This window comes from Hungatella sp. L36, from assembly GCF_014288035.1.
Window position 1 is genome coordinate 278,972 of sequence record NZ_JACOPC010000004.1, and the last position, 25,443, is coordinate 304,414.

General features: G+C 50.1%; 21 protein-coding genes. 15 read left to right on the plus strand and 6 right to left on the minus strand.

Features of this window, described 5'->3' with window-relative positions:
• The first annotated feature begins 6 nt into the window (after nt 1-6).
• Both H8S80_RS12825 and H8S80_RS12830 read left to right on the plus strand, forming a co-directional pair.
• Nucleotides 7-1,614, plus strand: coding sequence for a response regulator (locus tag H8S80_RS12825; RefSeq protein ID WP_117631131.1), 1,608 nt, complete (start codon nt 7-9; stop codon nt 1,612-1,614).
• Nucleotides 1,615-1,632: 18 nt separating this feature from the next.
• Nucleotides 1,633-2,958: an ABC transporter substrate-binding protein gene (locus tag H8S80_RS12830; protein ID WP_117631133.1), complete on the plus strand. Its 1,326-nt coding sequence runs from the start codon at nt 1,633-1,635 to the stop codon at nt 2,956-2,958.
• Nucleotides 2,959-2,990: 32 nt separating this feature from the next.
• Here the strand turns inward: H8S80_RS12830 and H8S80_RS12835 are convergent, their stop codons facing one another.
• From H8S80_RS12835 to H8S80_RS12850, 4 genes are read right to left on the minus strand one after another with little or no spacing between them, the layout of a single operon-like run.
• Entirely contained in the window at nt 2,991-4,316 is a 1,326-nt protein-coding gene (locus H8S80_RS12835) for a sulfatase family protein (RefSeq protein ID WP_117631135.1), read from the minus strand.
• Between the two features lie 36 nt (nt 4,317-4,352).
• The gene (locus H8S80_RS12840; RefSeq protein WP_110322994.1) at nt 4,353-5,171 is read right to left on the minus strand and encodes a carbohydrate ABC transporter permease; all 819 of its coding nucleotides are present in this window, start codon (nt 5,169-5,171) and stop codon (nt 4,353-4,355) included.
• Nucleotides 5,168-6,046 (minus strand): carbohydrate ABC transporter permease, encoded by an 879-nt coding sequence (locus H8S80_RS12845; protein ID WP_117631137.1) that lies wholly within the window; start codon nt 6,044-6,046, stop codon nt 5,168-5,170. Before H8S80_RS12845 ends, H8S80_RS12840 begins: the two co-directional genes overlap by 4 nt.
• A 12-nt stretch (nt 6,047-6,058) precedes the next feature.
• Nucleotides 6,059-7,399: an ABC transporter substrate-binding protein gene (locus tag H8S80_RS12850; protein ID WP_117631139.1), complete on the minus strand. Its 1,341-nt coding sequence runs from the start codon at nt 7,397-7,399 to the stop codon at nt 6,059-6,061.
• 134 nt (nt 7,400-7,533) lie between these two features.
• Here H8S80_RS12850 and H8S80_RS12855 point away from each other — a divergent pair, with 134 nt between their 5' ends.
• From H8S80_RS12855 to H8S80_RS12870, 4 genes are all read left to right on the plus strand, one after another.
• The gene (locus H8S80_RS12855; protein ID WP_117631141.1) at nt 7,534-9,372 is read left to right on the plus strand and encodes a sensor histidine kinase; all 1,839 of its coding nucleotides are present in this window, start codon (nt 7,534-7,536) and stop codon (nt 9,370-9,372) included.
• Complete coding sequence (locus tag H8S80_RS12860) at nt 9,356-10,147, plus strand: response regulator transcription factor (RefSeq protein ID WP_117631143.1); 792 nt, start codon at nt 9,356-9,358, stop codon at nt 10,145-10,147. The genes H8S80_RS12855 and H8S80_RS12860 overlap by 17 nt, the downstream gene beginning before the upstream one ends.
• A 137-nt stretch (nt 10,148-10,284) precedes the next feature.
• Entirely contained in the window at nt 10,285-11,340 is a 1,056-nt protein-coding gene (locus tag H8S80_RS12865; RefSeq protein ID WP_117631145.1) for an ATP-binding protein, read from the plus strand.
• The gene (locus tag H8S80_RS12870) at nt 11,330-11,923 is read left to right on the plus strand and encodes a DUF6661 family protein (protein WP_117631147.1); all 594 of its coding nucleotides are present in this window, start codon (nt 11,330-11,332) and stop codon (nt 11,921-11,923) included. Before H8S80_RS12865 ends, H8S80_RS12870 begins: the two co-directional genes overlap by 11 nt.
• Before the next feature lie 79 nt (nt 11,924-12,002).
• On the opposite strand, the gene H8S80_RS12875 is transcribed toward H8S80_RS12870, so the two are convergent.
• The gene (locus H8S80_RS12875) at nt 12,003-13,304 is read right to left on the minus strand and encodes an MFS transporter (protein WP_117631149.1); all 1,302 of its coding nucleotides are present in this window, start codon (nt 13,302-13,304) and stop codon (nt 12,003-12,005) included.
• Between the two features lie 409 nt (nt 13,305-13,713).
• On the opposite strand from H8S80_RS12875, the gene H8S80_RS12880 reads away from it, so the two are divergent.
• From H8S80_RS12880 to H8S80_RS12890, 3 genes are all read left to right on the plus strand, one after another.
• Nucleotides 13,714-14,499, plus strand: a complete 786-nt coding sequence (locus H8S80_RS12880) for a class I SAM-dependent methyltransferase (protein ID WP_117631151.1) — start codon at nt 13,714-13,716, stop codon at nt 14,497-14,499.
• 95 nt (nt 14,500-14,594) lie between these two features.
• Nucleotides 14,595-15,959 (plus strand): MATE family efflux transporter, encoded by a 1,365-nt coding sequence (locus H8S80_RS12885; RefSeq protein WP_117631312.1) that lies wholly within the window; start codon nt 14,595-14,597, stop codon nt 15,957-15,959.
• Nucleotides 15,960-16,012: 53 nt separating this feature from the next.
• The gene (locus H8S80_RS12890) at nt 16,013-16,423 is read left to right on the plus strand and encodes a C-GCAxxG-C-C family protein (RefSeq protein WP_117631153.1); all 411 of its coding nucleotides are present in this window, start codon (nt 16,013-16,015) and stop codon (nt 16,421-16,423) included.
• 186 nt (nt 16,424-16,609) lie between these two features.
• On the opposite strand, the gene H8S80_RS12895 is transcribed toward H8S80_RS12890, so the two are convergent.
• The gene (locus tag H8S80_RS12895) at nt 16,610-17,464 is read right to left on the minus strand and encodes a MurR/RpiR family transcriptional regulator (protein WP_002601860.1); all 855 of its coding nucleotides are present in this window, start codon (nt 17,462-17,464) and stop codon (nt 16,610-16,612) included.
• A gap of 255 nt (nt 17,465-17,719) precedes the next feature.
• Between H8S80_RS12895 and H8S80_RS12900 the strand changes: the two genes are divergently transcribed.
• The 6 genes from H8S80_RS12900 (at nt 17,720) to H8S80_RS12925 (ending at nt 25,438) form a co-directional block, all read left to right on the plus strand.
• The gene (locus H8S80_RS12900; RefSeq protein WP_117631155.1) at nt 17,720-19,090 is read left to right on the plus strand and encodes an FAD-dependent oxidoreductase; all 1,371 of its coding nucleotides are present in this window, start codon (nt 17,720-17,722) and stop codon (nt 19,088-19,090) included.
• A 61-nt stretch (nt 19,091-19,151) separates the two neighbouring features.
• On the plus strand, nt 19,152-20,423 hold the full coding sequence (locus H8S80_RS12905; RefSeq protein ID WP_002601857.1) for a hypothetical protein: 1,272 nt from the start codon (nt 19,152-19,154) through the stop codon (nt 20,421-20,423).
• 50 nt (nt 20,424-20,473) lie between these two features.
• Complete coding sequence (locus H8S80_RS12910; protein WP_181987913.1) at nt 20,474-22,609, plus strand: hydantoinase/oxoprolinase family protein; 2,136 nt, start codon at nt 20,474-20,476, stop codon at nt 22,607-22,609.
• Between the two features lie 20 nt (nt 22,610-22,629).
• Nucleotides 22,630-23,301, plus strand: a complete 672-nt coding sequence (locus H8S80_RS12915; protein ID WP_117631157.1) for a hypothetical protein — start codon at nt 22,630-22,632, stop codon at nt 23,299-23,301.
• Between the two features lie 106 nt (nt 23,302-23,407).
• A complete protein-coding gene (locus H8S80_RS12920; RefSeq protein WP_117631159.1) occupies nt 23,408-24,055 on the plus strand; it encodes a metallophosphoesterase family protein in 648 nt (215 codons plus the stop codon).
• 537 nt (nt 24,056-24,592) lie between these two features.
• A complete protein-coding gene (locus H8S80_RS12925) occupies nt 24,593-25,438 on the plus strand; it encodes a MurR/RpiR family transcriptional regulator (protein WP_117631161.1) in 846 nt (281 codons plus the stop codon).
• Nucleotides 25,439-25,443: the final 5 nt, after the last annotated feature.

Below are 25,443 nucleotides of genomic sequence, written 5' to 3' on the forward strand. Positions count from 1 at the left end.
GAGCTTATGTACCGGATTATGATTGTAGATGATGAACCGTTAATTCTGGCGGGCATAGCCTCGCTTCTGAACTGGGAGGAGTATCAGTGCCGGATCGTGGGCAAGGCATCGAACGGGCAGCAGGCACTGTCCCTTCTGGATACGCTCCGGCCGGATATCGTAATTACAGACATCAAAATGCCGGCCATGGACGGAATCACCTTCATGAAGACAGCCATGAAAAACGGATGCGCGGCGAGCTTCATTCTCCTGACGAATTTGGAAGAGTTTTCTCTGGCCAGGGAAGCGCTGCATTTAGGGGCGATCGACTATCTGGTAAAACTGGAACTCAATGAGGACAGCTTGATCCAGGCTCTGGAGTGTGCCATAGAGCGGTGCAACATGAATTACCACATGACACATCTTGCGGAAGAACCGCTGACCGTAGACGAGCGGATTCAGAACTATTTCCGGCGGGTTCTCATCTATGACACGGACGTTGAGGCGGAGGACGAGCTTTCCGGCCTGATACGGGAGCGGTACCCCAGGCCGGCGCTGATGCTGATTAATTTTAATTATGGATTCGAGGGATTTTCTGAGGCATTTACGAGGGCCGACCAGAAAAAGGTCATGGGCTTCGCGGAAGATATTATAAACGGCATGGTAAAGGGATTCTTTGACAACAGCTGCGTTCTGCGGCGGGAGCAGAGCGGATTTGTCCTGGTGCTTTCAACGGAAGGAATCGATGATTTTAAGAAGGAAGCCAGTGTCATGAGCGTAAAATTCCGCCAGGTCATGAAGGATTACTTCGAGGTTCCCATTTCCATTGCGGTGAGCCTGCCTGGAAGCGGCGTGGACGAGATCCAGGATCTGCTGTATCAGGCGATGAGCGCCATGAATCTGACTTTTTACGACAATTCCGGCGGCGCGGTGTTCTACTCGGCCATGTGCGAGGATAACTTAAGCCACAGCAGCAATTTCAACATTAATTTTCTGAAGAAGGACGTCACGGAGGCGATCCGCCAGAATGACTGCGAAGCCTTTAAAACCATAATGAATCAGATGATCCAGCTGTTTTCCGAGTGCAGGCCTTCCAGACAGCAGGCGGTGAACGCGTGCAATAATCTCTATTACTTTATCACCTCTCTGATTGAAGACTGGGGCGAACAGGATTTTCCTTACGCGGTGGACATTGTAGGCCAGTTAAACCGCATGGCCAATTTAAGCACGGTGCTTACCTGGCTCGAGGGCTTCCGGGATCAGGTGGTCAGGGTGCTGGAGGACCATCAGGAGGCGCGCAGGGATAGGCTGGTGGAACTGGCTCTTGAATACGTAAAGGAGCATTATCAGGAGAAGATAACGCTGAGCCAGGCAGCAGCAGCGCTGAATGTCAGCCAGGGGCATTTGAGCAGTACGTTTAAGAAGCAGATGGGGAAGAATTTCTCCGATTATGTGACGGAAATGAAGATAGAGAAGGCCAGGGAACTGATCGAATCATACCAGTATATGATGTATGAGATTTCCGACATGCTGGGCTTTGACACGCAGTACTACTTCAGCGCGGTTTTCAAGAAGATAACCGGATATACGCCGAAGGAATATGAAAATCTGGTGGTTAAAAAACCACTTTTGTAGTTTTTGGGGAGGATTATTATGAAAATCAGCAGGATTACGTCAGTCCTTTTTTTGCTGGCTGTCGTAGCCGCAGGCGCCGCGGGATGCAGCCTCGGCAGAGATACGGCGGCCGGCAGCGGCAATGTGGCAGAAGGAAGGAGCGCGGCGGACAGAACAAAGGAGGGGCGCGTGAAAATAACGGTGTCCGTCTGGGACAATGCCAATTCTCCCCAGTTTCAGGCGATGGCGGATGCATTTATGGAGAAAAATCCGGAGATTGATGTGGAACTGCTCGATATCCAGTCGGATGAATACAACAATAAGCTGACCGTGCTGCTGGCGGGAAATGAGTCTGACCCGGATGTCATTATGATCAAGGACGCGGATACGCAGATTTCCATGAGGGAAAAGGGGCAGATTCTCGACCTGACCAGCTACATTGCCAGAGATGGCGTGAATTTAAGCATTTACAACGGCGCGGCAGACCAGCTTCAGATGGATGGAAAGCAGTATACGCTTCCTTTCCGGCAGGACTGGTACGTGCTGTTCTATAACAAGAATTTATTTGACATGGCAGGGGAAGCGTATCCGGCGGACGATATGACATGGGATGAGTATGAGAGACTGGCGGAGAGAATGACGTTGGTGAGGGACGGCGGTGTGGTCTACGGAACGCACCATCATACGTGGATGGCGCTGGTTTCCAACTGGGCGGTGCAGGATGGGAATCATACGCTGATGAATGAGAATTACGCGTTTTTAAAGCCTTATTATGAGCAGGCTCTCCGAATGCAGGAGGAGGGCGTCATGCAGAGCTATGCCAATCTGAAGATAAGCAATATCCACTACACCAGTGCCTTTGAACAGCAGCAGTGCGCCATGGTTCCCATGGGAACCTGGTTTATTGCAACACTGGTTCAGGACCGGAATGCGGGGAACTTTGATTTTAACTGGGGAGTGACGAGAATTCCGCATCCGGCGGGAATCCCGGCAGGAAGCACGGTTGGCTCAGTCACCCCGATCGCCATCAATGCGAAATCCGATGTGCCGGACCAGGCCTGGGAATTCGTCCGTTTTGCCACCAGCGAGGCGGGGGCCGAGGTTCTGGCCGATAACAGTGTGTTCCCCGCCATCACCACCCCGGGGGTGGTGAGCCGTCTGGCTTCCATCGAGGGATTTCCGGAGGACGGAAAGGCGGCTCTTTCCGTGACGAATTTTGTGTTCGACCGCCCGGTAGATGCGAAGATGGCGGCGGTGCGCAAGGTGATTGAGGAAGAGCACGACGCCATCATGATCGGGGAGGAAGACATTGATACCGGCATCGCCAACATGAATGAAAGGGCGGAGGAGGCCAGAAGCAGATAGCCCCTCCGCGGGAGTCCAGCTTGCCGGACTCTCTATTCCTCGCTTAAGGTACAGCCCGGATCCAGGTCGGAGAGCCGGTTCACCCATGCGCCTTCCGGCTTCGGCACCCGGTATCCGACACGGAGAAGCGGATCACTGGTCCGTTCCATCCAGTTTTCCAGGCGCAGCCGCAGATCTTCATATACGTCTTTGCAGTCATTGCTGTTCACCAGGTTCTTCCGCTCCAGCGGATCCAGGACCAGGTCGAACAGCATTTCACGTTCATGGGTCTGACGCAGCAGTCCGGCATCGATCATGTCCTCCTTGCTGGGCGAGGCGTCTATATTGGCCGGAACGTATCCGTTGTGGTAGTCAAAATACCGGATCAGCTTATATCGGCTGGTACGGATACAGCGCATGGGCTCATAGGCCGCGTGATAGGTGACTTCTGCAAAAACCTCGCTGTTGATCTCCTGCTCCGGGTCCGTAAACAGCCCGGCAAAGGAACGTCCCTGAAGGTAGTCCGGTTTTCTTATTTCAAGCATATCACAGATCGTGGGATAAACATCAATCTGGGAGATCAGAGAATCGCTGACCTTTCCCACTGCCTGGTTTCCTGCGAATTTCATGATCAGCGTCACGCCGATCCCGGTATCGTAACAGTTGCATTTCATAAATGGAAATGCGATTCCATGGTCAGTCGTGAAGATGATAATGGTATCGTCTTCACGACCGGAGCGCTTCAGTGCATCCAGCACAACACCGACCGAATCATCGGCGATTTTTGCGGAATACATAAAGTCGGCCATGTCCTTCCGGTTCTCCTTCGTGTCCGGTATGGTCATCGGAGGCTTCACGTAATCCGGATTCACAAAATCAGCGGGCGCTTCCGGATACCGCCGGTGAGTATTGATAAATCCCACGGACATAAAAAAAGGTTTGTCTTCCTGATAATTCAGCAGATAGTCAGCCGCGTGAGTACTGGCGGCGGTGTCTCTGCGGATAAACTCCGAGTGATGGCAGTCCTCGTCAAACCAGTAGTCATATCCCAGCATGGAAGGCTTTAGCGCCTCATGCTGAACACCGAACAGGCAGGTATGGTAGCCCTGATTTCGGAGGAAATTTGACAGATGCGTATCGTAACAATCCATCTGAAATCCTCTCTGTGCCAGCCCAAGCATATTGGTGCTGTGAGGAGACTGTCCTGAGAGCAGTCCAACCCGGCTGGGAGAACAGGTGGGGGCGGCACAGTAGGCCTGACGGAACAGCGTTCCTTCCTGTGCAAGCTTCATCAGATTCGGCGTCTTTACAGCTGCGCCAAACGGCTCTAAATAGCGGCCGCTGTCATGGGTATGTATATATAGAATGTTTTTTTTCACAGAATACTCCTTTCAAATGTTTTTTCATCCGTTTTGTCATCCTTTGACGGCCCCTGCTGAGACACCGCCTACAATATACTTCTGGCCGAACACGAAGATGATGAGAACCGGCAGGGCGGTCAGAGTGATGTCCGCACTCACCAGGTTCCAGCTCTGCTCGAACTGTCCGAAGAAATTGTATACAGCCAGTGTCATGGGCCATTTCCCGGAGTTGTTCATAAAGTACAGCGGCATGGAGAAGTCATTCCAGATCGCCATGAAATTCAAGATTCCCACAGTGACGATGGTTGGTTTCATCAGCGGAAAGATGACGCTGGAAAAGAGCCTCATGGGACCGGCTCCATCGATGACAGCCGCCTCGTCGATCTCCCGTGGAAGCGTTTCCACGAAGCCGAACATAAGAAACAGCGCCAGCGGAATATTCATGGCCACATAGAGGAAGATAAGCCCGTACCGGGTGTTAATAAGCGCGGTGGCCTTCATGATCTTCATGAGCGCCACATTGTTTACCGGCATGGCGATTCCCAGCACAATGAGATAGTAAATAACCCGGTGCAGCCGGCTGCGGTTCCGCGACAGCACATAGGAGGCCGCGGAGACAACAGCCAGAATCAGCAGTACGCTGAAGGTTGCATACAGGGCGCTGTTAAAGAAGGATGAAAGCAGTTTTCCGCGTTCGATCACGGTGGTATAGTTCTCAAACATGAATTTTTCCGGCAGAGTCAGCGTCATGACCATGGATTCTTTCTGTGATTTGAAGGAATTTACCAGAACTACAAGCATGGGGACCAGGACAATCAGGCTGGCGATCCATGCCGCCAGATTGGCCAGTACGGTACAGAGTCTCTTTTTCATTGTTCCACCTCCTTGTTGCCCACTGCTTTTAAGATGAAATAGGAAATCATCATGACAAATATAAAGAGAAGGCTGGAAAGCGTGGTGCCCATGGCGTAATTGCCTTTGGAAAATTCGCTGTAAACCGCCGTGTTGATAACACCTGTAGAATTGCCGGGGCCGCCGTTTGTCAGGCTGTAGATTAAGTCAAATACGCGAAAGCCATAGGTGATGTTTAATACGGTCACACTGATAATTACGTTTTTAAGGAGCGGAAGCGTCACATACCGGAATTTACTCCAGAAACCGGCGCCATCCAGCTCCGCCGCCTCGTAATAGGTAGAGGATATGGAATTCAGCCCGGCGATGACCACCATCATTACGTATCCCGTACCTTTCCAGGCATCGACGGCAAAAATTGATTTAAATGCAAAATTCAAGTCTCCCAGCCAGTTCTGGGCCAGAAAATCGAGCCCAACGGTTTTTAATGTGATATTGATAAAGCCGCGGCTGGGATGGAGTATGTTCTTAAACACCAGGCCGATGATCAGAAAGGACATGACCTGAGGAAGAAACACCAGCATCCGGTGCATGCTTTTCATCTTTACCATCCTGCTGGTAAGCAGGATGGCCAGAGCAATTCCGAGCGTGGTCTTGGTGATGGAGCTTATCGCAGTAAATACAAAGGTATTTTTGATAAACATTCCATAATTCGTACCACCCTCAAAAACCTTTAAGTAATTTTTCCAGCCTACGAAGTTTACTTCGCTGCTGTAAGCGTTCCAGTCCGTAAAGGAATACCCGATTCCCATAATGCCCGGCAGAAAAAACAGACCGAGATAGAAGATGAGTGCGCCAAGGGTAAACCAGGTTGGATATAGTTTATTTGTCTTCATAGGCCCTCCGATTTATTCCCAGGCCGGGTCTTTCTGCAGTTCTGCCTGCTCCGCCCGTCTTCTGGAGATGCTTTCCATCACCTGATCCGATGTCATGGCTCCTGTATACATGGCTTCGATATCTTTTCCCGTATCCATAAACTGGGGATCAATATATTTTACGCCTACCTGCATGATGGTTCCTCTTTCCAGGGAATCGATATATTTGTTGAATTCATCCGGGTAAGAAGGTGTGATCTCCGGCCAGCAGAGTCCCATTTCCTCCGGATTGTTGTCCTGTCTGTACTGTAAATTCTCCGGTCTGGCCAGGAAACGGAAAAATTCAAGGGCATACTCGACGTTTTCACTCTTCTTATTGATAAAGTAGGCGGCGCTGGAGGCATTGTTTGCCAGCACGTCATTGTCGCCGAACGGCATCAGGAAAATACCGATCTGATCCTTCATCTCCGGATACGCTTCTTCCACCTGTAAGGCAAAGCCGGGAGCCGCCAGATACATGGCCGCTTTTTCTGTTCCAATCTCGTCCTTTGCCGCGTCTACGGTATTGCTTAAGTAATCTTCACCGTAATATCCCAGGTCTGCAAATTCTTTCATCTGGTCTAAGATGGTTTTCATCATAGCCACGTCCTTGATGTCTTTTTCGTTATTGTTTAACGCGTCGTATAAGCCTGGTTCCAGCTTTTCAAAGTAAGGTCCGCTGCCGTAGAGCGGTACGCACTGATGCCATGCGCTCTGCGTCGCTTCGTAAATCGGGATAGTCCCGGAATCCTGAATTTTCTGGCAGACTGTTTTAAACGCTTCGTAGGTGGCAGGGATCTCCAGACCCAGATCGGCGAATATCTTTTTGTTATAATTATAGAAATTCAGCTTTGGCTCTGCAAAACGGATGGCATAGATTTTATCGTCATAGGACACGCACTCTTTTGCGTAATCTGCCATGCGGTTCACCCATTCCTCGCTGCTTAAATCCACGCAGGTCTCATCCGGGCGGACACGGGAGTAAAGGCTTAAAGGATCGGCATCCACGCAGAAGATATCCGGTGCCTCTCCTGAGTCCAGTTTTACTTTTAAAAGGTCACGCCACTGGGCGTCCGGAGAGACCTGGAAGTCGATCTTGATACCGGTTTCCTCCTCGAACTGGCCCGCAAGATCCTGAAGGACTCCGCAGGATGGGATACCGGACTGATGGGTTCCAAATGATAGCGTCACGTTTTTATTTTTGCCGGAAGCGGCTTCTGTGCCGGCCGCCGATGATGTCTGGTCCGTACTCTTTTCCGCCGTATGACTGCCGCAGCCGGCCAGACAGGATACCCCAAGGGCCATCGTTAACAGTAGTGCAGTTTTTTTCTTCATAGCAATCCTCCATCTAATTTTAAAAAAGTTTTTAGTAGCTTTTTACTATGTTCTATAGTACAATAACTAGAAATAAAACAACATGCACAAAATAGTTTTGCCCCTTGTACTTTTTTGACGCCACAGGAGGAGTTATGAAACGTAAAGCACCGTCCCTGCAAAAATCGCTGCCGCGGTATTATTTCCTGGTAATCTTTGTGACCTTTACCGCAATGCTGACCGCATTTTATATTTATTATACAAAAAATTTAAGAGCCAGCGAATATCTGAATCTCCAGAATGTCTGCGATTCTGCCTGTTCCAATATGGAACAGGAGATCGAGAAGATGTCCACGGTGTCCCTAAACACGATCTATTCCAAAGACATTCTGCCCGGGATCCGGGGAATTCATGTGGATCAGTTAGGGACTCAGCAAACCTATACCCAGGTACAGGCCATCTATAATTCCATATCTGCCATGATCGGCCCGCAGCAGACGGTCGCCCAGATCAATCTCTATCATAAAAATGGTTTTTCCGTAGGCACCGGTTTTTATACATACAACAAGAAGATCAATCTGGAGGAAAAAAGCTGGTACAGCGATGTATTGGCTGAAAACGGATACAAGATCATGAGCACTCCACAGCCAATCTCCCATTTCATACCGACAGCGGCGATTCCCTATGAACCATATTACATTTCCCTGACCAGACTTTATTTTGACGATGTCCATCAAATGGAGGGAGCGGTGGAGGTCTTGCAGAAATGTGACACCTTTTTCAGCTTTATCGACCGCCTTACCGCGGCAAACCCGTCTCTTAGCCTTCTGATTATGGACAGGAACGGGGAACTCATCTATCCTGTGGACGAGCGTGGAGAAGAGACGGCCCATTTAACCGCAGTACTGGCGGAAAAACAGGATATTCCCGCCGGCCGGACGGTTCATGTCAGAGATGAGAACGGAAGGAAGAATGCATTGCATCGTCAGACTGTGAAAACTGTAGGATGGCAGATATACGTTTTCGAACCGGACAGCGTCATAACCAGGTCCCTGGCCACGCCGACATTTCTGTTCCTGGCTGTGCTGGTTGCCGGGCTTCTCCTCACCATGGCCGTCTGCTTCTCCATATCCCGGAGAATCCTGCAGCCTGTGGGAGAACTGACGGAAACCTTTGAGACGCTGGTGCTGGATGATGTCTTTTCCCATACCATCGACACCGTCTCCCTGCCCCAGAGCCATTACGAGGAGATACAGACGCTGATCACTTCCTTCCGGGACATGTACAACAAGATGAACGCCTCAACCATGGAGATGCTGAAATCGCAGGAAAATGAGATCCGTGCCAAGGAGATCGCCACCCAGTCCATGATGAAGCCTCATTTTCTCTATAATAATCTGGCCAATATCAGTGTTATGGCGGAGGAAAACATGAACCAGGAGATCATCACGTTGACGGAAAATCTCTGTGACTATCTGCGGTATACATCGACGGGAAGCGAGATCCGTGTGCCGGTCAGCGATGAGTTTTTGTATACACAGAAGTATTTAGCCTGTATGAACGTCCGGTACAGGGGGCGGCTGACCTGTGATTTTACCTTAGATGAGCGGATGGGGGAGATCCAGATTCCCAAGTTAAGCCTTCAGCCCATCATAGAGAATTCTCTGAAATATGCGTTCATGAAAAAGCCGCCATGGCACATCACTGTGCGGGGATATTTGGACGTAGCCGCCGGAAAGTGGCTGATCAGGATCACGGACAACGGTGTGGGCTTTACCGGGGAAGAACTTAGGAAACTGACTCACACCCTGGAATCCATTCGGGATTCCAAGGACATCACCCGCCTGAAAATAGGGGGAATGGGACTTCAAAATGTATATCTGCGGCTTCTGCTCCAGTACGGTCCGTCTGCCATCCTTACGGTAGAGAACGACCCGGAGGGAGGAGCCTGCATCACGATGGGAGGAAGCATTGCAAATGTCAGAAACAGCTAGTAGAAAACAGTATGATGTAGTGGTCGCGGAGGACGAACTTCTTATTCTGGAAAATCTGGTGAAGAAAATTAATTCCATGTCCCTGCCGTTTTGTGTCAAAGGCGCTTTCGAGGATGGGGACAGCGCCCTGGAATTTATAAAAACCAACCACGTGGATCTGGTTATCACCGATATCAAGATGCCCTTTATGAACGGTCTGGAACTGTCGCGTGTCCTGCACGCCTCGTATCCGTCCATCAAAATTCTGATTATCAGCGGATACAACGAGTTTACCCTGGCCCAGGAGGCCATTGAATACCAGGTGAAGGGATTCCTTTTGAAGCCCATCAGACAGGAACAGTTAGAGCAGGCGCTCACAAAGCTGCTTATTGAGCTGGACAGTGAAAATGATACGTTTCAGGCCAGTGTGCCGGAGCACTTAAAAACCTTGGGGAAGGAGGAGATTGCGGATTGTGTGGAGAAGTATCTGAAAGAGAATTTCCAGAAACAGATTTCCATGGGAGATATCTCGGATAAGCTGGGATTTGCTCCGGATTATTTAAGCCATCTGTTTAAGAAATACCACGATGAGTCTCCGGTCCGGTATCTGACTGCCCTTCGCATCAATTATGCGAAACAACTGCTGATACGCCAGCCGGATCTTGACGTGGCAGTGATCGGGGAGATGTCCGGTTACCCGGACCCGGTCTATTTCAGCAAAGTATTTAAGAAAAATACGGGGATGTGGCCGAGCCAGTACAGGGCAGAAGGGGGCTGCCAGGTCTGTGAACTGTAACAGTAAGCTTTTAAGGTATGGCAAAATAGTAGTCATACCTTTTTTTTATTATCTAAGTATAGTATAATAATCTAAATGTTTATCACGAAAGAGAAGTGGAAAAAATAAAAGAAAATAAAGCAGTATGAGGTGAATGAATGAAGATAACTTATTTAGATGTTGAAAATTTCATGATTTTAGACAGTATTAAAATTAAGTGGTCTCCTAACATTAATATAATTTGTGGAGAAAATAGTACAGGAAAGACAACATTAATAAAATTAATGTACTCTTGCTTAAAATCAGTTAATAATAAGAAATTGTCGATGATGACACAAGAACAAATTGAAACAGCGGTAGTAGAGAAAATGGTGGGGATATTCCGTCCCGATGATAAGAAAATAGGAAGATTGGTGAGTAGAAAACAGGGAAGTAACAGAACAGACATAAAATTGGGATTGGAGAAAAAAGAAAGTATATCAATAGGGTTTGGTAATCGCCAGGAACGTCATGCAGATATAAAGTTAGGGGTAGGCGATTTAAAGAAATTTGAACCAATTTATATTCCCCCTAAAGAGATGATTTCTGCGACAGAGCATTTTCAATCGCTCTATGAACATTATGACATAGATTTTGAGGAGATGTATTATGACCTTACAAAACTTTTGGACAGGCCGTTAAAGAGAGGCGCGAATACTGCGGAACAAAATAAAGTGTTGGCTAGTTTTGAGAAAATTATGGATGGAAGTATTGTACAAAAAGATAAGAAATTTTATTTGAGAATGAAAGGAGCAGGTGAATTTGAGATGGGGCTGGTTTCAGAAGGATATAGGAAACTGGCAACCATCATATATTTGATATCTTCGGGCAGTCTGGATAAACATGCAATCTTATTTTGGGATGAACCGGAAACGAACATGAATCCCAAAATGATGAAGTACCTGGCTGAAGCAGTGGTGGAATTGGCAAAGATGGGGGTACAGGTTTTTATAACGACGCATGATTATTTCGTTCAACAGAGTTTTAATTTAATTTCGACATATCCTAAACTTAATAAGGATAATTTAGAATTTAATTTTGTGTCACTATATCAAGAAGATGGAAAAATACAGTATACATCTGCTGATTGCGTATCAGATCTGGAGCATAATTCCATTATGGAGGAGTTTGATGCTCTATACATGAAAGAACAGGATATAATATATGATAATTGAAGAAAGTGGACTCAAATTTATATTTGAAAATGAATCGAAAGCTATAAAATATGATGACAGCAATTTTTATAGAAACTATGTGAATCGTTTGCCTTCAGCTAAAGGTGTAGACTTTATGTCAATTCAGGCTGGACGGTTGGTACTTACAGAAGTTAAAAACTGTAAGGGACATGAAGCCGATGCTAATTGGCGTATCTGGCCTAATAATAAAAAAAGAGATACATCCCATACTACAGTTCATACAGCAGGAAGAGACAGCCTTGATATAGAAATAGCAGAAAAGGTGGCAATGACAATAGGGGGATTGATTGGAGCATATACAAAATCCTCTGGCTGTGAAGCTGCAGAAAAACTATCAGGATATACAGATATTCTGGTCTCTTCCGCTGCCAAACTTGGCAGCAAACAACTATTGGTTATACTTTTTCTGGAAGGCGATTTTGGGTGTGAATCAAGGTCAAAAAAAACCATTATGAGAGAGTTGCAGGGAAGCATTAGAAAAAAGTTAGCATGGCTTAATTGTATTGTTTCAGTGGTAGATTCTGATACATATCAAAAAAGGATATTTGAAATTGAGCAATAGAATGCGGTAGATGATTGCAGGATCATCTACCGCATTCTATTGTAAGCATTCCAGTATTTCAAGGAGAAACTGAAAAATCTTATTCAGGTTCTTCCAGTTCCCATATATGTCGATCTCTTCGAAAGACGAGACAGGTAGCCACGCCCAGAATACCCAGCAGGCAAAACAGCGCCGCCGCTCCGGAACCCTTCCCGGTTCCAAACATCACCGCCAGAAGATTTCCTGGCTGCTGCGATGCCATGAGCGGTTCAAACACCCGGTCCACCAGCAGTCCGCCGAGTAAGTATCCCACCGGTATGGTGAAGAACTGCAGCGTATTGCGGGCGGAGTAGACGCGTCCCTGCATGGTCAGCGGGATCCGTGAACGGAACAGCACATCCATGTTCGCATTCATAAATGGAATGCAGATCCAGGCCAGGATGGCGCCTGCGCACCAGACCCAGGGCTGTCTGCCGAAGGCCAGAAAGAAGTTTTCCGTGCACATGGCGATCAGCAGGGAATTGCAGATAACCCGGACCCTGCTTTTGGGTGGATGGCAGAAAGAGACCAGCAGGCTTCCGGCCAGATTGGCCACGCCCGTGCAGGCGTTTACCATACCGAGTGCGATCCTGCTTCCCCCGTTTCTGGAAAGAATCATGGCGGGCAGTGCGGCGTTGTACATGGACGCGGTTAAGTTGATGGCCGCCAGAAACAGGATAAGATTCAGAATACCCCGGTTCTTTTTCAGGTATTTGAGGCCTTCTTTTGCGGAAGCCAGTACAGATTCTTCCCTGTTTCCGTCCGCCTCCGCCTGTGGGATCGTAATAAACCATGCCAGCGTAATGAATGCGGCGGAGAACGTGATCAGGTCGAAGGCCAGCACTGCGTCGATTCCTGCAAAGGAAAATACCATGGTGGCCAGTACTGGTGTGAGAACCGTAACCAGTGAATTGGAAAAGGCTCTTAGACCGGATACGCGCTGGTACTGTTCCCGCGGAGTCAGAAGACTGACCGCCACATCGGATGCGGGCTGCTGAAGCGTGTTCATCAGGCCGTTTAAAGCGTTCAGTATGTACAGATGCCACAGCGCCAGATTCTCCGTCTTCAGCAGGATCAGGATCAGCAGTGTGGTCGCCGCCGCGAAGCTGTCGCAGACCAGCATGGTGCGTTTCTTGTTCCATCGGTCGCTTAAGGCCCCCGCGAAGATGGAGAGAAGCACATAGGGCGCATAGGAACAGATGGAGAGCAGCGCAGTGGTCAGCGCAGAGCCCTTCTGCTGGTAGGACCAGACGACGAGCGCGTAACTGGTCATGGAACTGCCCAGTGCAGAAAATGACTGGGTCACCCACAGGATCAGGAAGGTGTGAAGCCCTTCGAAGAGAATATGTAATTTTTTATTCATGACTTTGCTCCTTTTAGCGTATTTTAGGTTCTACGTTAAAATGCAAAGTCTGTCCGGACGAACCGATTGTTCATCTCCATGAAAGTACGTCCGTAATTCAGACTTTGCATGGAGCAGTATCAATACAGAGTTTCATAGCCCGCGCCTCCTTTCATAACAGGATTATCCATGGCAATGGAGGCCATGTGCTGTTAATTTACCATATTACGAAGCAGGAAGCAAGGAAGATTCGTTAAAATGCTTCTTGACGGAAAATCAAGTATGGAGTAGCCTGATAGGTAGACGTAGTGGAAGCGGCAGGACCAGGAACAGAGGCAGGAGCAGAGGCAGAACCAGGAGCAGAGGCAGAACCAGGAGCAGAGGCAGAACCGGCAGCAGATGCAGGCCTATCAGAAATGGAGGAAATGGGATGAGGAATACGGAAATCGATCATGGAAAAGTGTTTGACTGGGGCCGGGCATCGGCTGATTATGCGAAATACAGAGACATTTATCCCCAAGAGTTTTATCAGAAGATTCTGGATCTGGGGCTGTGCCAGGCCGGGCAGAAGGTCCTGGACCTTGGGACGGGCACGGGAGTCCTTCCGCGGAACCTGTATCAGTACGGAGCGGATTTTACCGGTATCGACATTTCGGAGAATCAGATCGGGCAGGCTAAGAAGCTGGCGGAAGAGGGACGCATGAATATACAGTTCCAGTGTATTCCGGCTGAGAAAGCCGGATTTCCGGACGGTGCCTTCGATGTGGTGACCGCCTGTCAGTGCTTCTTCTACTTTAAGCACGAAGAACTGGCGCCGTTGATTCACCGCATCTTAAAGGAGAGCGGAACATTTGTGATTCTTTATATGGCGTGGCTTCCGTTTGAGGACGAAGTGGCTGGAAAGAGCGAAGAACTGGTCCTAAAATATAATCCGAAATGGACCGGATGCAGGGAAAGACGGCATCCAATTGAAATTCCCGAAATTTATGAGGAGTACTTCACCATCGGTGAGCAGACGATGTTCGATGTGTCCGTTCCCTTTACGAGAGAGAGCTGGAATGGGAGAATCAGGGCATGCCGGGGGATCGGCGCCTCCCTTACCACTGAGGAGACAGAATGCTTCGATCAGGAACACAGAGACCTGCTGAACCGGATTGTGCCGCCGGAGTTTGAGGTGCTGCATTATGCGGCCATGGCGGTTCTGCATAAGAAATAAAAAATAAGAGATAAGAGAAAGAAGATTACATCAGGAAGACAGAGGAAGAGAGTATGACAGGCAGTATGGCCAGAAAAGAGTCCGCTCCGGAGCGCATGGGAGGCGTTTCAGAGCCAGGCCGGCAGAAACAGTACTTATTTACAAACAGCGATTTGAAACGCCTGATTGCGCCGCTCATTGTGGAGCAGATTCTGGCGGTGACCGTGGGCATGGTGGACACGATGATGGTCTCCAGCGCAGGCGAGGCGGCCACATCGGGCGTATCCCTGGTGGATATGATCAACAACCTGCTGATCAATGTGTTCGCGGCGGTTTCCACCGGCGGCGCGGTGGTGTCATCACAGTTTCTGGGACAGAAAAACCGGAAGCGGGCGTGTGAGGCGGCGGATCAGCTGATGATGATCACGGGGCTTATCTCCATTGTGATCATGGTGGGGGCGATTTTGTTCCGGCACGGGCTTCTGAGACTTTTGTACGGCGGGATTGCGGATGACGTGATGAACAACGCGCTGATCTATCTGATACTGTCGGCGCTTTCCTATCCGTTTCTGGCGATTTATAATTCCTGTGCGGCGCTGTTTCGGTCCATGGGAAATTCCAGGATTTCCATGCAGGCGTCCATCGTCATGAATATCATCAATGTGGCGGGAGATATTCTGTTTATATTCGGATTCCACTGGGGCGTGGCAGGCGCGGCGCTGGCTTCGCTGATCAGCCGTATGACGGCGTGTGTCATTCTGGTTATCCGCCTGCACAATACGGGGCTGGAGATTCATGTCAGCTTCGGACGGCTTCGCTGGAACAGCGGAATGATTGGAAAGATCCTTCATATCGGGATTCCGGGCGGAATCGAGAACAGCATCTTCCAACTGGGACGCGTACTGGTCGTCAGCATCATCGCCATCTTTGGCACGACACAGATCGCGGCCAACGCGGTCGCCAACAATCTGGATGGAATGGGAGTGCTTCCGGGACAGGCCATGAATCTGGCCATGATCACAGTGATCGGCCGTTGTGTGGGTGCTGGCGATTTTGAGCAGGCGGAATATTACACTAAGAAAATGATGAAGCTTACGTATCTCATCAGCGGACTCTGCTGCCTGGGCGTGATTCTCACCATGCCGCTCACCATGAAGCTGTACGGCCTTTCGGAGGAAACCCTTAAGCTGGCGGCGGTGCTGGTGCTGATCCATGATGGATGTGCCATCATTCTGTGGCCGGCGTCATTTACCCTGACGAATGTTCTGCGGGCGGCAAACGATGTCAAATTCCCCATGTGCATCTCCATCCTGTCCATGGTGATTGTGAGGCTGGGAGCCGGTTATCTGCTGGCCGTCGGCCTCGGGATGGGAGCCGTCGGCGTGTGGTGCGCCATGATACTGGACTGGGTGGTTCGTGTGATCTGTTTTGTGGGACGGTACCGGAGCGGGAAATGGAAGACGTTTTATCGGGCGGCGTAAGGCGAGAAATGAGAGATGAGAGATGGTGCAAAGCAGACGGAGGAGATTGCGTTATGAATGCGTTTATTGAGAAAAAGGTCCATGAATTGTACTGGGACTGCGATGTCAACTGTGCCAGGACCATGCTGATCTGCCTGGGCGAGCTGTTCGGAGTGACATATGAGCCCCAGACGCTGAACGCCGCCGTCGGCCTTCACGGTGCAGGCGGTTATCGGGCGCAGTGCGGACTGGTGGAAGGCAGTCTCATGTTTGCCGGAGTTTATTTAAATGGGCTTGGCTGGGAGGAGGAGCGGATTGTTTCCACCTGTTACCGGTTTGCGGAAGCATTTTCCGGCGAGTTCGGATCCCTGACATGCTTCGATCTGCGTCCGGGCGGATTTTCACCAGATGATCCGCCTCACAGATGCGAAGCGCTGACCTGCCGGGCGGTGGAATTTACATATGAGTTTATGAAGGCGCTTTAGAGAGAAAAATGGAATAGTAAATGAAATATAAAAATGGTTTCCGGAGTGACAGGCTCCGGAAACCATTTTGTTATAAGACAGGGCAGTGAGTTTTCGCTTACGCTGCCTTTTTTGCGTGCAGATGGCGGGAATGAATTTTCAAACACGCTCTGATATTCAAACACGCTCTAGTTATGCAACGCTGTACTAGTATTCAAACACATAAGAATCCATCGTCTGGCTGTTGTTGATCAGCGCGTCGCTGCTTAGCTTCTTCTGTCTCAGCGCCTTGTCACTCTTCAGGAGGGCGCTGTAGATGATATCCGTCACATAGAGATACATCAGATTATCGGAAAGCGCTGTGGTGTTATTAGCGATCAGCTTGTCCGATACGATAAATTTGTAATCCGCGATATCGTTCAGCTTCGGGGAATCTACGCTCGTGATGGTCAGGTTCTTCCCGCCGCGGTCAATGGATGCGTTGGCCGCCTGATAGATATCCTTCATCATAATGCTGCGCGCAATGAAGATGGATAAGTCGCCGGGCGACGTGCCTGCGACCTGGAGACTGATGCTTAAGGGGTCGGTGTACTCTTTGGCACGGATCCCTGCAAGCTCCAGCTTGTAACGGAACTCCCTGGCGGCGAATGTGGTGTTGGCCAGGGCGTATAAGTTTATATTTTTTGCATTTTTGATCATTTCCGCGGCCTTAAATACCGTGCTTTCGTCCAGGAGGGCCGCCGTGTTATTTAACATGCTCCGGTAGTCGGAGGTGACGGAGGCGATAAAGTTCCCGCCGGAGGAGGGCGTCTCCTGAACCATGTTATTGTAGAAACTTTCCTGGGCCAATGCGATCTTTAATCCATTGAATCCTTTATATCCCAGCTTTTTGCAGAAGCGGTTGATGCTGGCCTCCGAAGTGCCGGTTTCATCCGCCAGAGCGGTGATTGTCGTGGTAAGAATCTGTTCGGCGTGACCTATAACGTACTGGCTGATCGCGTTCTCGCTCACAGTGAAGTTGGGCTGCATGGAGATGATTTTAGAAATAACGGTCGATACCATAAAATCCTCCTTTTTTCGTTATTTCAGTATACCATATTTGCAAAATATTTGCAAATAATGATTGGTAATGAAAATATAAATCAAATATATTGACAGCTAATGAAAATGATGATAGTATAAAACCATAAAAATAACGGCAGTACCAACGATAAAATGACAAATATGCACAAAATGAACCGAAGGTGAATGAAAAAAGTGATTTGTAATGAAAATCACTTTCAGAACTGCTGTTATGATTACAGGAAAGGAGAAAGTATGAAGGAGTTTGGCTATGAGAAACAGTACGATGTGATTGTAGCTGGCGGAGGGGTATCCGGTACTGTGGCTGCCATCGCGGCCGGCCGTCTGGGAGCGGATGTCCTGATTCTTGAAGAGGGCGCTTATCTGGGCGGGGCGCTGACCGGATGCGGCGTCGGCCCCATGATGACGTTTCACGCAGGCGAGAAGCAGGTGATCCGCGGCATTATGGAGGAGATTGTAGAGCGGCTGAAAACCGACGGATATTCCACAGGCCATATTTACGACACGATGCAGTACATCAGCTACCTGACACCATTCAACTCGGAAGGCCTCAAGGTGGTGCTCGATGAGATGACGGCGGAGGCAGGCTGCACGGTTCTGTTCCATACGTTTATCGGAGCCGCGGTATGCGGGGAGGGGAAGATCGAGTCCCTCACCGTGTGCAATAAGGACGGAATCCACAGCGTATCGGCCAGGGTATACATAGACGGAACCGGCGACGGCGATGTGGCTGCGTTTGCGGGGGCGCCCATGACAAAGGGAAGAGAATCCGACGGCGCTGCCCAGCCCATGACCATGAACATGAAGTATTTGAATGTGGACACGGAAGCGATCAAGGAGCATATCAGAACGCATATCGCCGATTTCTCCCGCCATCAGGGGAATGAGGAGCTGATGGATACCGTAAGCCGTTTTTCATTCTGCGGGTTCCAGGATGAGTTCCGGGAGGCCCGGGAGAGAGGGGAACTGGAGATCCGGCGGGAGGATGTACTCTGTTTCGAGACGGACCGTCCTGGAGAGTACATCGTGAACACCACAAGAATCATCGGCCACGACGCCGTGAACGCGGCGAGCTTAAGCGACGCTGAGGTGACGGGAAGACGCCAGTGCAGACAGCTGGACCGGTTCCTTCGCAGACATGTTCCGGGCTTTCAGAATGCGGTTCTGGAATTTACCGGCCCCCGGGTGGGCGTGCGGGGATCCAGACAGCTTTCCGGTAAGTATACTCTGACAGCGGAAGATATACTGGAGCGGAGAAGCTTTGACAGCGTCATCGCCCATTCCGCTTATCCCATCGACATTCACAATCCCAAGGGCGTGGGGACGGACAGCCGCTTCCTTTCGGAAAAGGGGACGTACTACAGCATTCCGTATGAGACGCTGTACTGCGAGGAGATTAAGAACTTACTGGCAGCAGGGCGGTGCATTTCCGCTTCCTTTGAGGCGCAGGCGGCTATCCGGACGACGCCGACAGCCGGAGCACTGGGACACGCGGCAGGAGTGGCGGCGGCCCTGGCTGCCAAAGGGGATGGAGACGTCTCTAAAGTCAGCAGAAAAGAGCTGCAAAAACGATTGAAGGAGCAGGGCGCATATCTGGATCTGTAAGAAAAGTAATGGAAAATAAAAAAACATGTTGAAAAAGTAATGAATGAGGAGGATTTTTCAGATGACAATTCAGGTTATTGGAATATTGGGGTTATTCGTTTTAATGGTAGTCTTGATGATGACAAGAAAGCTGCCGACTATTCTGGCTCTGCCGATCATGGCTGTGGGCATAGCACTGATTGCAGGAATTCCGTTTATGGGCGGTGAGTTCAGCATTGCAAAGGACGTTCTGGAAGCAGGCGCCATGCGTATGAGTACGGCGATTGCCGGACTGTTCTTTGGCGGTTTTTTCGGAAAGGTACTGAGCCGTGTGGGCATTACCAATACCATTATCAGGAAGGCAGCCGAGATGGCGGGAGACAAACCGCTTCCGATCGCATATGCATTTTTAATCGTAACTTCTGTTATTTTCGCGGCTTCCAACGGTCTGGGTATGTTCATTCTGGTTGGAACCATCATTGTTCCGATCATGATCAGCGCTGGCTTAAGCCCACTGGTTGCAGGAACGATCCTGCTGCTGGGCAACGGCGTCGGCGTTACATTTTCCGTCGGAACGCTGGGTGTTTACATCGATACTTTGGGACTTCCGCTGGAGACCGTTACACAGTATTCCTTCCTCTGCGCAGCTCCGCTGATCGTAGTAGCCGTCATCATGGTATACGTGATGGTGAAATCCGGCGGCAAGAAGAGAAAGGCATGGGCAATGCCGGCTTCCGATATGGGCGGTGATAAAAATGTCCGCTCGATCGCACTGATTTCCCCGCTGATCCCTGTTGTGCTCGTATTCGCATTTAAGCTTCCATTAGTAGCCGCTATTTTAATCGGCATCGTGGCAACTCTGATTCTTGCAACACCGAAAAATGCCGTTCACGTCGTATCCAGCTCCTTCGTAGAAGGAATCCAGGAGACGGCAGGCGCCTGCGGCCTGATGATTGGTATCGGTATGGTTTTAAAAGCAGTTATGGCTCCTGAGGTCGCCGCTGTCTTAGAGCCGGTAATCAAAGCAATTATCCCGTCAAGTGCGATTATGTTTGTACTGGTATTCGGCCTTCTGTCCCCGTTAGCTATCTACCGCGGACCGTTAAACGTATGGGGACTCGGCTCTGGTATCGTGGCTCTGCTGGCTTCCTGCGGCATGAACCCGGTTGCAGCCATGGTTGCACTGAGACTGGACTCCAACGTTCAGGCTGTCTGTGATCCGACCAATTCACACAACGTATGGATCTCTGATTTTACGAAGACGGATGTCAATGATTATTTAAAGAAGACGATTCTTTGGATCGCAGTTTCCACACTTGCGGGCCTGATCGTTGCAAGCTTTATCGTATTATAATGCCCGTACCGTGCAGGCGTGCTTTTGAGGAAGAGGAGAGTTTGACAATTATGAGTAAGAAAGTAAGGATAGGAATTGATGTGGGAGGAACCTTCACGGACGCGGTCGTCATTGACAGCAGTACGTATGAAGTGATTGCGAAGAAGAAGATTCCGACCACCCATGAGGAAGGCGTGGCGGCAGGCGTAGTGGCGCTCATCAGCCAGCTGATGGAGGAGCTTGGAATTGCACCGGAGGATGTGGTTTTCATCGCCCATGGCACGACACAGGCCACCAACGCGCTGCTGGAGGGAGACGTAGCAAATGTTGGCATCATCGGCATGGGAACCGGCATGGACTCAAGAGGCGCCAGGAATGAGACAAATGTAGGTGACATCGAACTGGCTCCGGGTAAATTCTTAAAGACGAGCCATACGTTTATCGACTCTAAATCAGTGAACGATTCAACCATTCAGGCCGCCATCGACGAGGTGCGCGGCGCGGGCGCGGAGGTCATAGTCGCTTCCGAGGCTTACAGCGTGGATAATCCTGAAAATGAACTGCGGGTACAGGAAAATGCCGAAAATCAGGGCCTTTACTGTACCGGCGGCCATGAGATATCCCAGCTCTACGGTCTGAAGATGAGGACCAGGACGGCTGTGGTCAACGCATCCCTGATTCCGAAGATGATGGAGACCGCCAACATGACGGAGCGGGCCGTAGTGGATACGAAGATTCAGTCCGGACTGATGATTATGCGCTGCGACGGCGGTGTCATGAGCATCAATGAGGTGCGGAAACGTCCGATTCTCACCATGCTTTCCGGTCTGGCGGCCGGCGTGGCGGGAGCGCTGATGTATGAAAAGATTTCAGACGGAATCTTTTTCGAGGCAGGCGGAACCAGCGTGGATATCTCGGTAATTAAGAATGGAAAAGTCATGATCAAATACGCCCAGGTGGGCGGCCATAAGACGTATCTGCAGTCGCTTGACGTCCGGACACTGGGCGTGGCGGGCGGCTCCATGGTGCGCGTAAACGGCGGAAAAATAGCGGATATCGGCCCACGTTCGGCTCATATCGCCGGGAAAGAGTATGAATGTTTTCAGAAGGACGGCGAACTGGACGGATCGGAGGTGCTGTTTGTCAGCCCCAGAAAGGACGATCCGAAGGAGTATGTGCTGGTGAAGAACCCGGCCGGAAGGGAGTATTCCCTGACGCTGGCCGGAGCTGCCAACCTGCTGGGCTGCATTCCGGAGGGCGACTACGCGAGCGGCAGTGCACAGACGACGAAAGCCGCCTGGGACGCGCTGGGAACGTATCTAGGATGCACCGGAGAAGAGGCGGCCAGACAGACCATGGATCTTGCCATGGATAAGCTGGCGGCGGTCGTGGAAGAGCTGATCGATGAGTATGAGCTGGATACCCGGTTTGTAACCCTGGTGGGCGGCGGCGGCTCCGGCGCGGTAATCGTCCATTCTCTGGCAGAACGCATGAATGTAAAGTGGAAAATAGCAAAGAACGCACCATATATCTCAACCATCGGCGTGGCGCTGGCCATGGTCCGGGAACAGATGGAGAGAACCATCGCCAATCCCACAGATGACGATATCAAGAAAATGCGCCGCGATATCATTGAGAAGATCGTGAAATCCGGCGCCAATGAGGCAACCGTGGATGTGACCATCGAGGTGGACGCGCAGAAGAATATTCTGCGGGCCATAGCGACAGGCGCCACGGAGCTGCGGCAGAAGGACCTGGCGGCCGCGGATCTAAAGCCGGAGCAGCTTAGGGAGATCTCGGCGGAAGCGCTGGGAACGCCGCCGGAAGACACCAACTGTGTGGCCTCATCGGGCCGCTGGAACGTCTATGAGTCTGTGTTAAAGAAGAAATTCCTCGGCGTATTCAGCCAGAAGAGCCGCCGCCTCTGTGTCATCGACCGGGAGGGCGTGGTAAGGCTTAAGAAGGAAAAGGCGGCTTACTTAAAATTTGCCAAGGCCAGAAAGGGTGACGTGTTCGCGGAATTTCTGGATGCCAATACCACCTTCTCCGACGCCAACGCCACCATCCCAAAGGTATTCATCTTCTATCGGGAGAAGATGCTGGATTTGACGGGAATGCAGAGCGCAGAACAGTTAAATTCCATCCTGGATGTGGAAATTGAAGGGCTGGAGGACGGCGAAGAGCTGATTGCAGTCGCATATAAATAGTAAAGAAGGGGGGCTCGGAAATGATATCGGATGAAGTCCTGGGTATGTTTGAACTCAGCAACGACCTGCTGTTTAAAAGGATACCGGAAGATAAGTACCGCTATTACGTGGAAGAACCTCTGCGCCTTGGGCGGGAAGCCGCCGAAAAAGTAAAGGGGGCGGGCGGCATCTTCGCGCTGTATGAGGAAGCGGGAATCGAGATCATTTATCAGGAGGCCAGCGGGGAAAACTACGGCGTCTCCTTCCGGGCCCAGAGTGAATATGGGAAGGACGGAAGCGCAAAGGTCCTGATGTATAAGCAGTCCATCGCGGAGCTGGCGAAGCACAGCTGCGATTATGTGATCGGAGAAGAGGTGGCGCTGGCCGTCCATCTGGCCCATGAATACTTCCATTATCTGGAGTATCACAGCGGTGAGATAAAGGATGACAGAACACAGCCTTACTACAGCCATGGATTTGTCTCCGACTATTTGGAACCGGTGCAGCTTGTAAAGCTCTTCGGGCGCAGGCGGCAGGCGGGAATCCTGCGGTGCAGCGAGATCGCGGCCCACGCGTTTGCCAAGGAAATGATGGGACTGGAGATTCTGCCTAATTACTATGACTATACCTGGCTGATGGCCGGGGGAAAACTGCGCCGGGAAGACTTCCTGGAGAAAGCACGGCAGTTTGAGGAGATGGTCCGGATGCGTTGAGAAACGCAGCCGGGCCATCTCCTTTCTATTATGTGCGGGTTGTGAAATGGCAGCGGATCGGGTATAATTTACTTAAATAAGCAGGAACAGGAAGGAGGGCGTAGTTATGCGGTATTATATATCCGATCTGCATTTTTACCATGAAAACTTAAATTACCAGATGGATCACCGGGGATTTTTAAATGCTGCTGAGATGAACGCCCATATGATTCACCAGTGGAACAGCAGGATACGGGACAAGGATGAGGTGGTCGTGCTGGGAGATCTGTCCCTCGGTACCGGCGAGGAAACCAACGGGATTCTGCGTCAGCTGAGAGGCCGGATCTGCCTGATTGAAGGGAATCACGATTCGTATCTGGCGGACAGACAGTTTGACAGAAGCCGCCTGGAGTGGGTGAAGCCTTATGCGGAACTCCGGGATAATAAGAGAAAGGTGATCTTAAGCCATTACCCCATGATCTGTTACAACGGCCAGTACCGGAAGGACGAGGAGGGGCGGCCCAGGGCCTATATGCTGTACGGCCACGTGCATGATACCTTTGACGAAGCGCTGGTGAACCGGTATCAGGATGAGACCAGGCGCGCCCAACGGCCGGACTGCCACGGCGGCCCGCCGCTTTCCGTTCCGTGTCAGATGATCAACTGCTTCTGTATGTTTTCGGATTATATACCGCTCACCCTGGATGACTGGATTGAGTCGGATGAAAAGCGCCGCAGCGGGAGAACGGATCACATTTCTTTTCGTGCAGAGTGAGCGGGAAAACACATTCGACAAAATTCGCAAAGATTCGACAAAATTCTACACACCCTATTGTATTGCAGGAAGGATTCCTGTAAATTGAGAATATGGTTACAAACGGAGCCGCTTCGAAGCTGGTAAATATATAATGTAACTGTGAGACATTTCGGAAGGGGACAGTCGGGGCCGTTCCAGGTATCTTTCTATTTCACTTTTCCGGTTGTTTGTTCTGAAATAATAATCTGCGGGAGAGTAGACGCGCAGGGCAGTCCGCGGGGAACCCTGCGTTTTCCTCGTTTCGCAGAGTAAGGGAAATAGAATATGGATTTGTAATGCGGCAGGGACCGTGAAACCAGAAATTATGGCTTCGCGGTCTCTGTTCTTTTATACAGAAAGAAAAACACAGTGCAATTCTGCTGAAAATGCAAAAAATATGTCACGTATTTCGTCAAAATGTGGTAAAATATTCCAACGAATGAAATAAAGTTTCAACAAAAAGCGAAATAATTGACAATAAAATTGCATGATGTATAATGCAGGAAAAGGAGCAATATGAAGAACGTATTAGTCAGATTAAATGAGTACGCGAAGGACGCGACAGAGGCCGAGACCAACGTCATTGAGTACATCAGGGATCACGCGGACCAGGCTTCGGTGTCCACCATCCATCAGCTTGCGAGAGACACCTACTCGTCGGCGTCCACCATTATACGCCTCTGTAAAAAGCTTGGCTTCGATGGTTACAAGGATTTCACGCGGTCCCTTACGTATGAACTTGCCAACCGGAAAGCGCCGGAGATCAACTACGACCGGGATATCGAGGAGAATGACGGGCTGGAGGATGTGATTGATAAGATTGTATACCGGAGCATGGCCGCGCTGGAGAAAACCAGGGAACTGGTGGATTTGGAGACCGTGCAGAAGTGTGCAAAGCTGATTGACCGGTCGCGCCGGATTTCATTATTCGGAGTCGGCAGCTCTCTGCTGGTGGCAAAGGACGCCCACAGTAAATTCATGCGGGTGAATAAGATGAGCTGCTGCGAGGAAGATTTCGAATCGCAGCTTGTAATCGCCAAAAACATGAACAGTGAGGAAGTCGGAATCATCATCAGCTATTCCGGTCTGACGAGAGAGATGCTTGATATTGCTGCTATTTTAAAGAAACATAAGGTGCCGGTCATCGCGATCACAAGATTTGCGGAGTCGGATCTGTCTGTAATGGCGGACTATAAACTGTGGGTGGCCTCCTCAGAATATCTCGTCCGCAGCGCAGCGATGACTTCCAGATTGGCGCAGCTGCATGTGATCGATATCCTGTATTCTGCATACATCAAACTGGATTATGAAAATAACATTGAGAGAATCGAGAAAACGCAGATGAAAAAAGTGCGTTCCTGATGGTG

What these genes read in the sequence shown, in the direction of transcription:
- H8S80_RS12825 (WP_117631131.1), top strand. Translation starts at nt 7, where the DNA reads ATGTACCGGATTATGATTGTAGATGATGAACCGTTAATTCTGGCGGGC.
- H8S80_RS12830 (WP_117631133.1), top strand. Translation starts at nt 1,633, where the DNA reads ATGAAAATCAGCAGGATTACGTCAGTCCTTTTTTTGCTGGCTGTCGTA.
- H8S80_RS12840 (WP_110322994.1), bottom strand. Translation starts at nt 5,171, where the DNA reads ATGAAAAAGAGACTCTGTACCGTACTGGCCAATCTGGCGGCATGGATC.
- H8S80_RS12845 (WP_117631137.1), bottom strand. Translation starts at nt 6,046, where the DNA reads ATGAAGACAAATAAACTATATCCAACCTGGTTTACCCTTGGCGCACTC.
- H8S80_RS12850 (WP_117631139.1), bottom strand. Translation starts at nt 7,399, where the DNA reads ATGAAGAAAAAAACTGCACTACTGTTAACGATGGCCCTTGGGGTATCC.
- H8S80_RS12855 (WP_117631141.1), top strand. Translation starts at nt 7,534, where the DNA reads ATGAAACGTAAAGCACCGTCCCTGCAAAAATCGCTGCCGCGGTATTAT.
- H8S80_RS12860 (WP_117631143.1), top strand. Translation starts at nt 9,356, where the DNA reads ATGTCAGAAACAGCTAGTAGAAAACAGTATGATGTAGTGGTCGCGGAG.
- H8S80_RS12865 (WP_117631145.1), top strand. Translation starts at nt 10,285, where the DNA reads ATGAAGATAACTTATTTAGATGTTGAAAATTTCATGATTTTAGACAGT.
- H8S80_RS12870 (WP_117631147.1), top strand. Translation starts at nt 11,330, where the DNA reads ATGATAATTGAAGAAAGTGGACTCAAATTTATATTTGAAAATGAATCG.
- H8S80_RS12875 (WP_117631149.1), bottom strand. Translation starts at nt 13,304, where the DNA reads ATGAATAAAAAATTACATATTCTCTTCGAAGGGCTTCACACCTTCCTG.
- H8S80_RS12880 (WP_117631151.1), top strand. Translation starts at nt 13,714, where the DNA reads ATGAGGAATACGGAAATCGATCATGGAAAAGTGTTTGACTGGGGCCGG.
- H8S80_RS12885 (WP_117631312.1), top strand. Translation starts at nt 14,595, where the DNA reads ATGGGAGGCGTTTCAGAGCCAGGCCGGCAGAAACAGTACTTATTTACA.
- H8S80_RS12890 (WP_117631153.1), top strand. Translation starts at nt 16,013, where the DNA reads ATGAATGCGTTTATTGAGAAAAAGGTCCATGAATTGTACTGGGACTGC.
- H8S80_RS12895 (WP_002601860.1), bottom strand. Translation starts at nt 17,464, where the DNA reads ATGGTATCGACCGTTATTTCTAAAATCATCTCCATGCAGCCCAACTTC.
- H8S80_RS12900 (WP_117631155.1), top strand. Translation starts at nt 17,720, where the DNA reads ATGAAGGAGTTTGGCTATGAGAAACAGTACGATGTGATTGTAGCTGGC.
- H8S80_RS12905 (WP_002601857.1), top strand. Translation starts at nt 19,152, where the DNA reads ATGACAATTCAGGTTATTGGAATATTGGGGTTATTCGTTTTAATGGTA.
- H8S80_RS12910 (WP_181987913.1), top strand. Translation starts at nt 20,474, where the DNA reads ATGAGTAAGAAAGTAAGGATAGGAATTGATGTGGGAGGAACCTTCACG.
- H8S80_RS12915 (WP_117631157.1), top strand. Translation starts at nt 22,630, where the DNA reads ATGATATCGGATGAAGTCCTGGGTATGTTTGAACTCAGCAACGACCTG.
- H8S80_RS12920 (WP_117631159.1), top strand. Translation starts at nt 23,408, where the DNA reads ATGCGGTATTATATATCCGATCTGCATTTTTACCATGAAAACTTAAAT.
- H8S80_RS12925 (WP_117631161.1), top strand. Translation starts at nt 24,593, where the DNA reads ATGAAGAACGTATTAGTCAGATTAAATGAGTACGCGAAGGACGCGACA.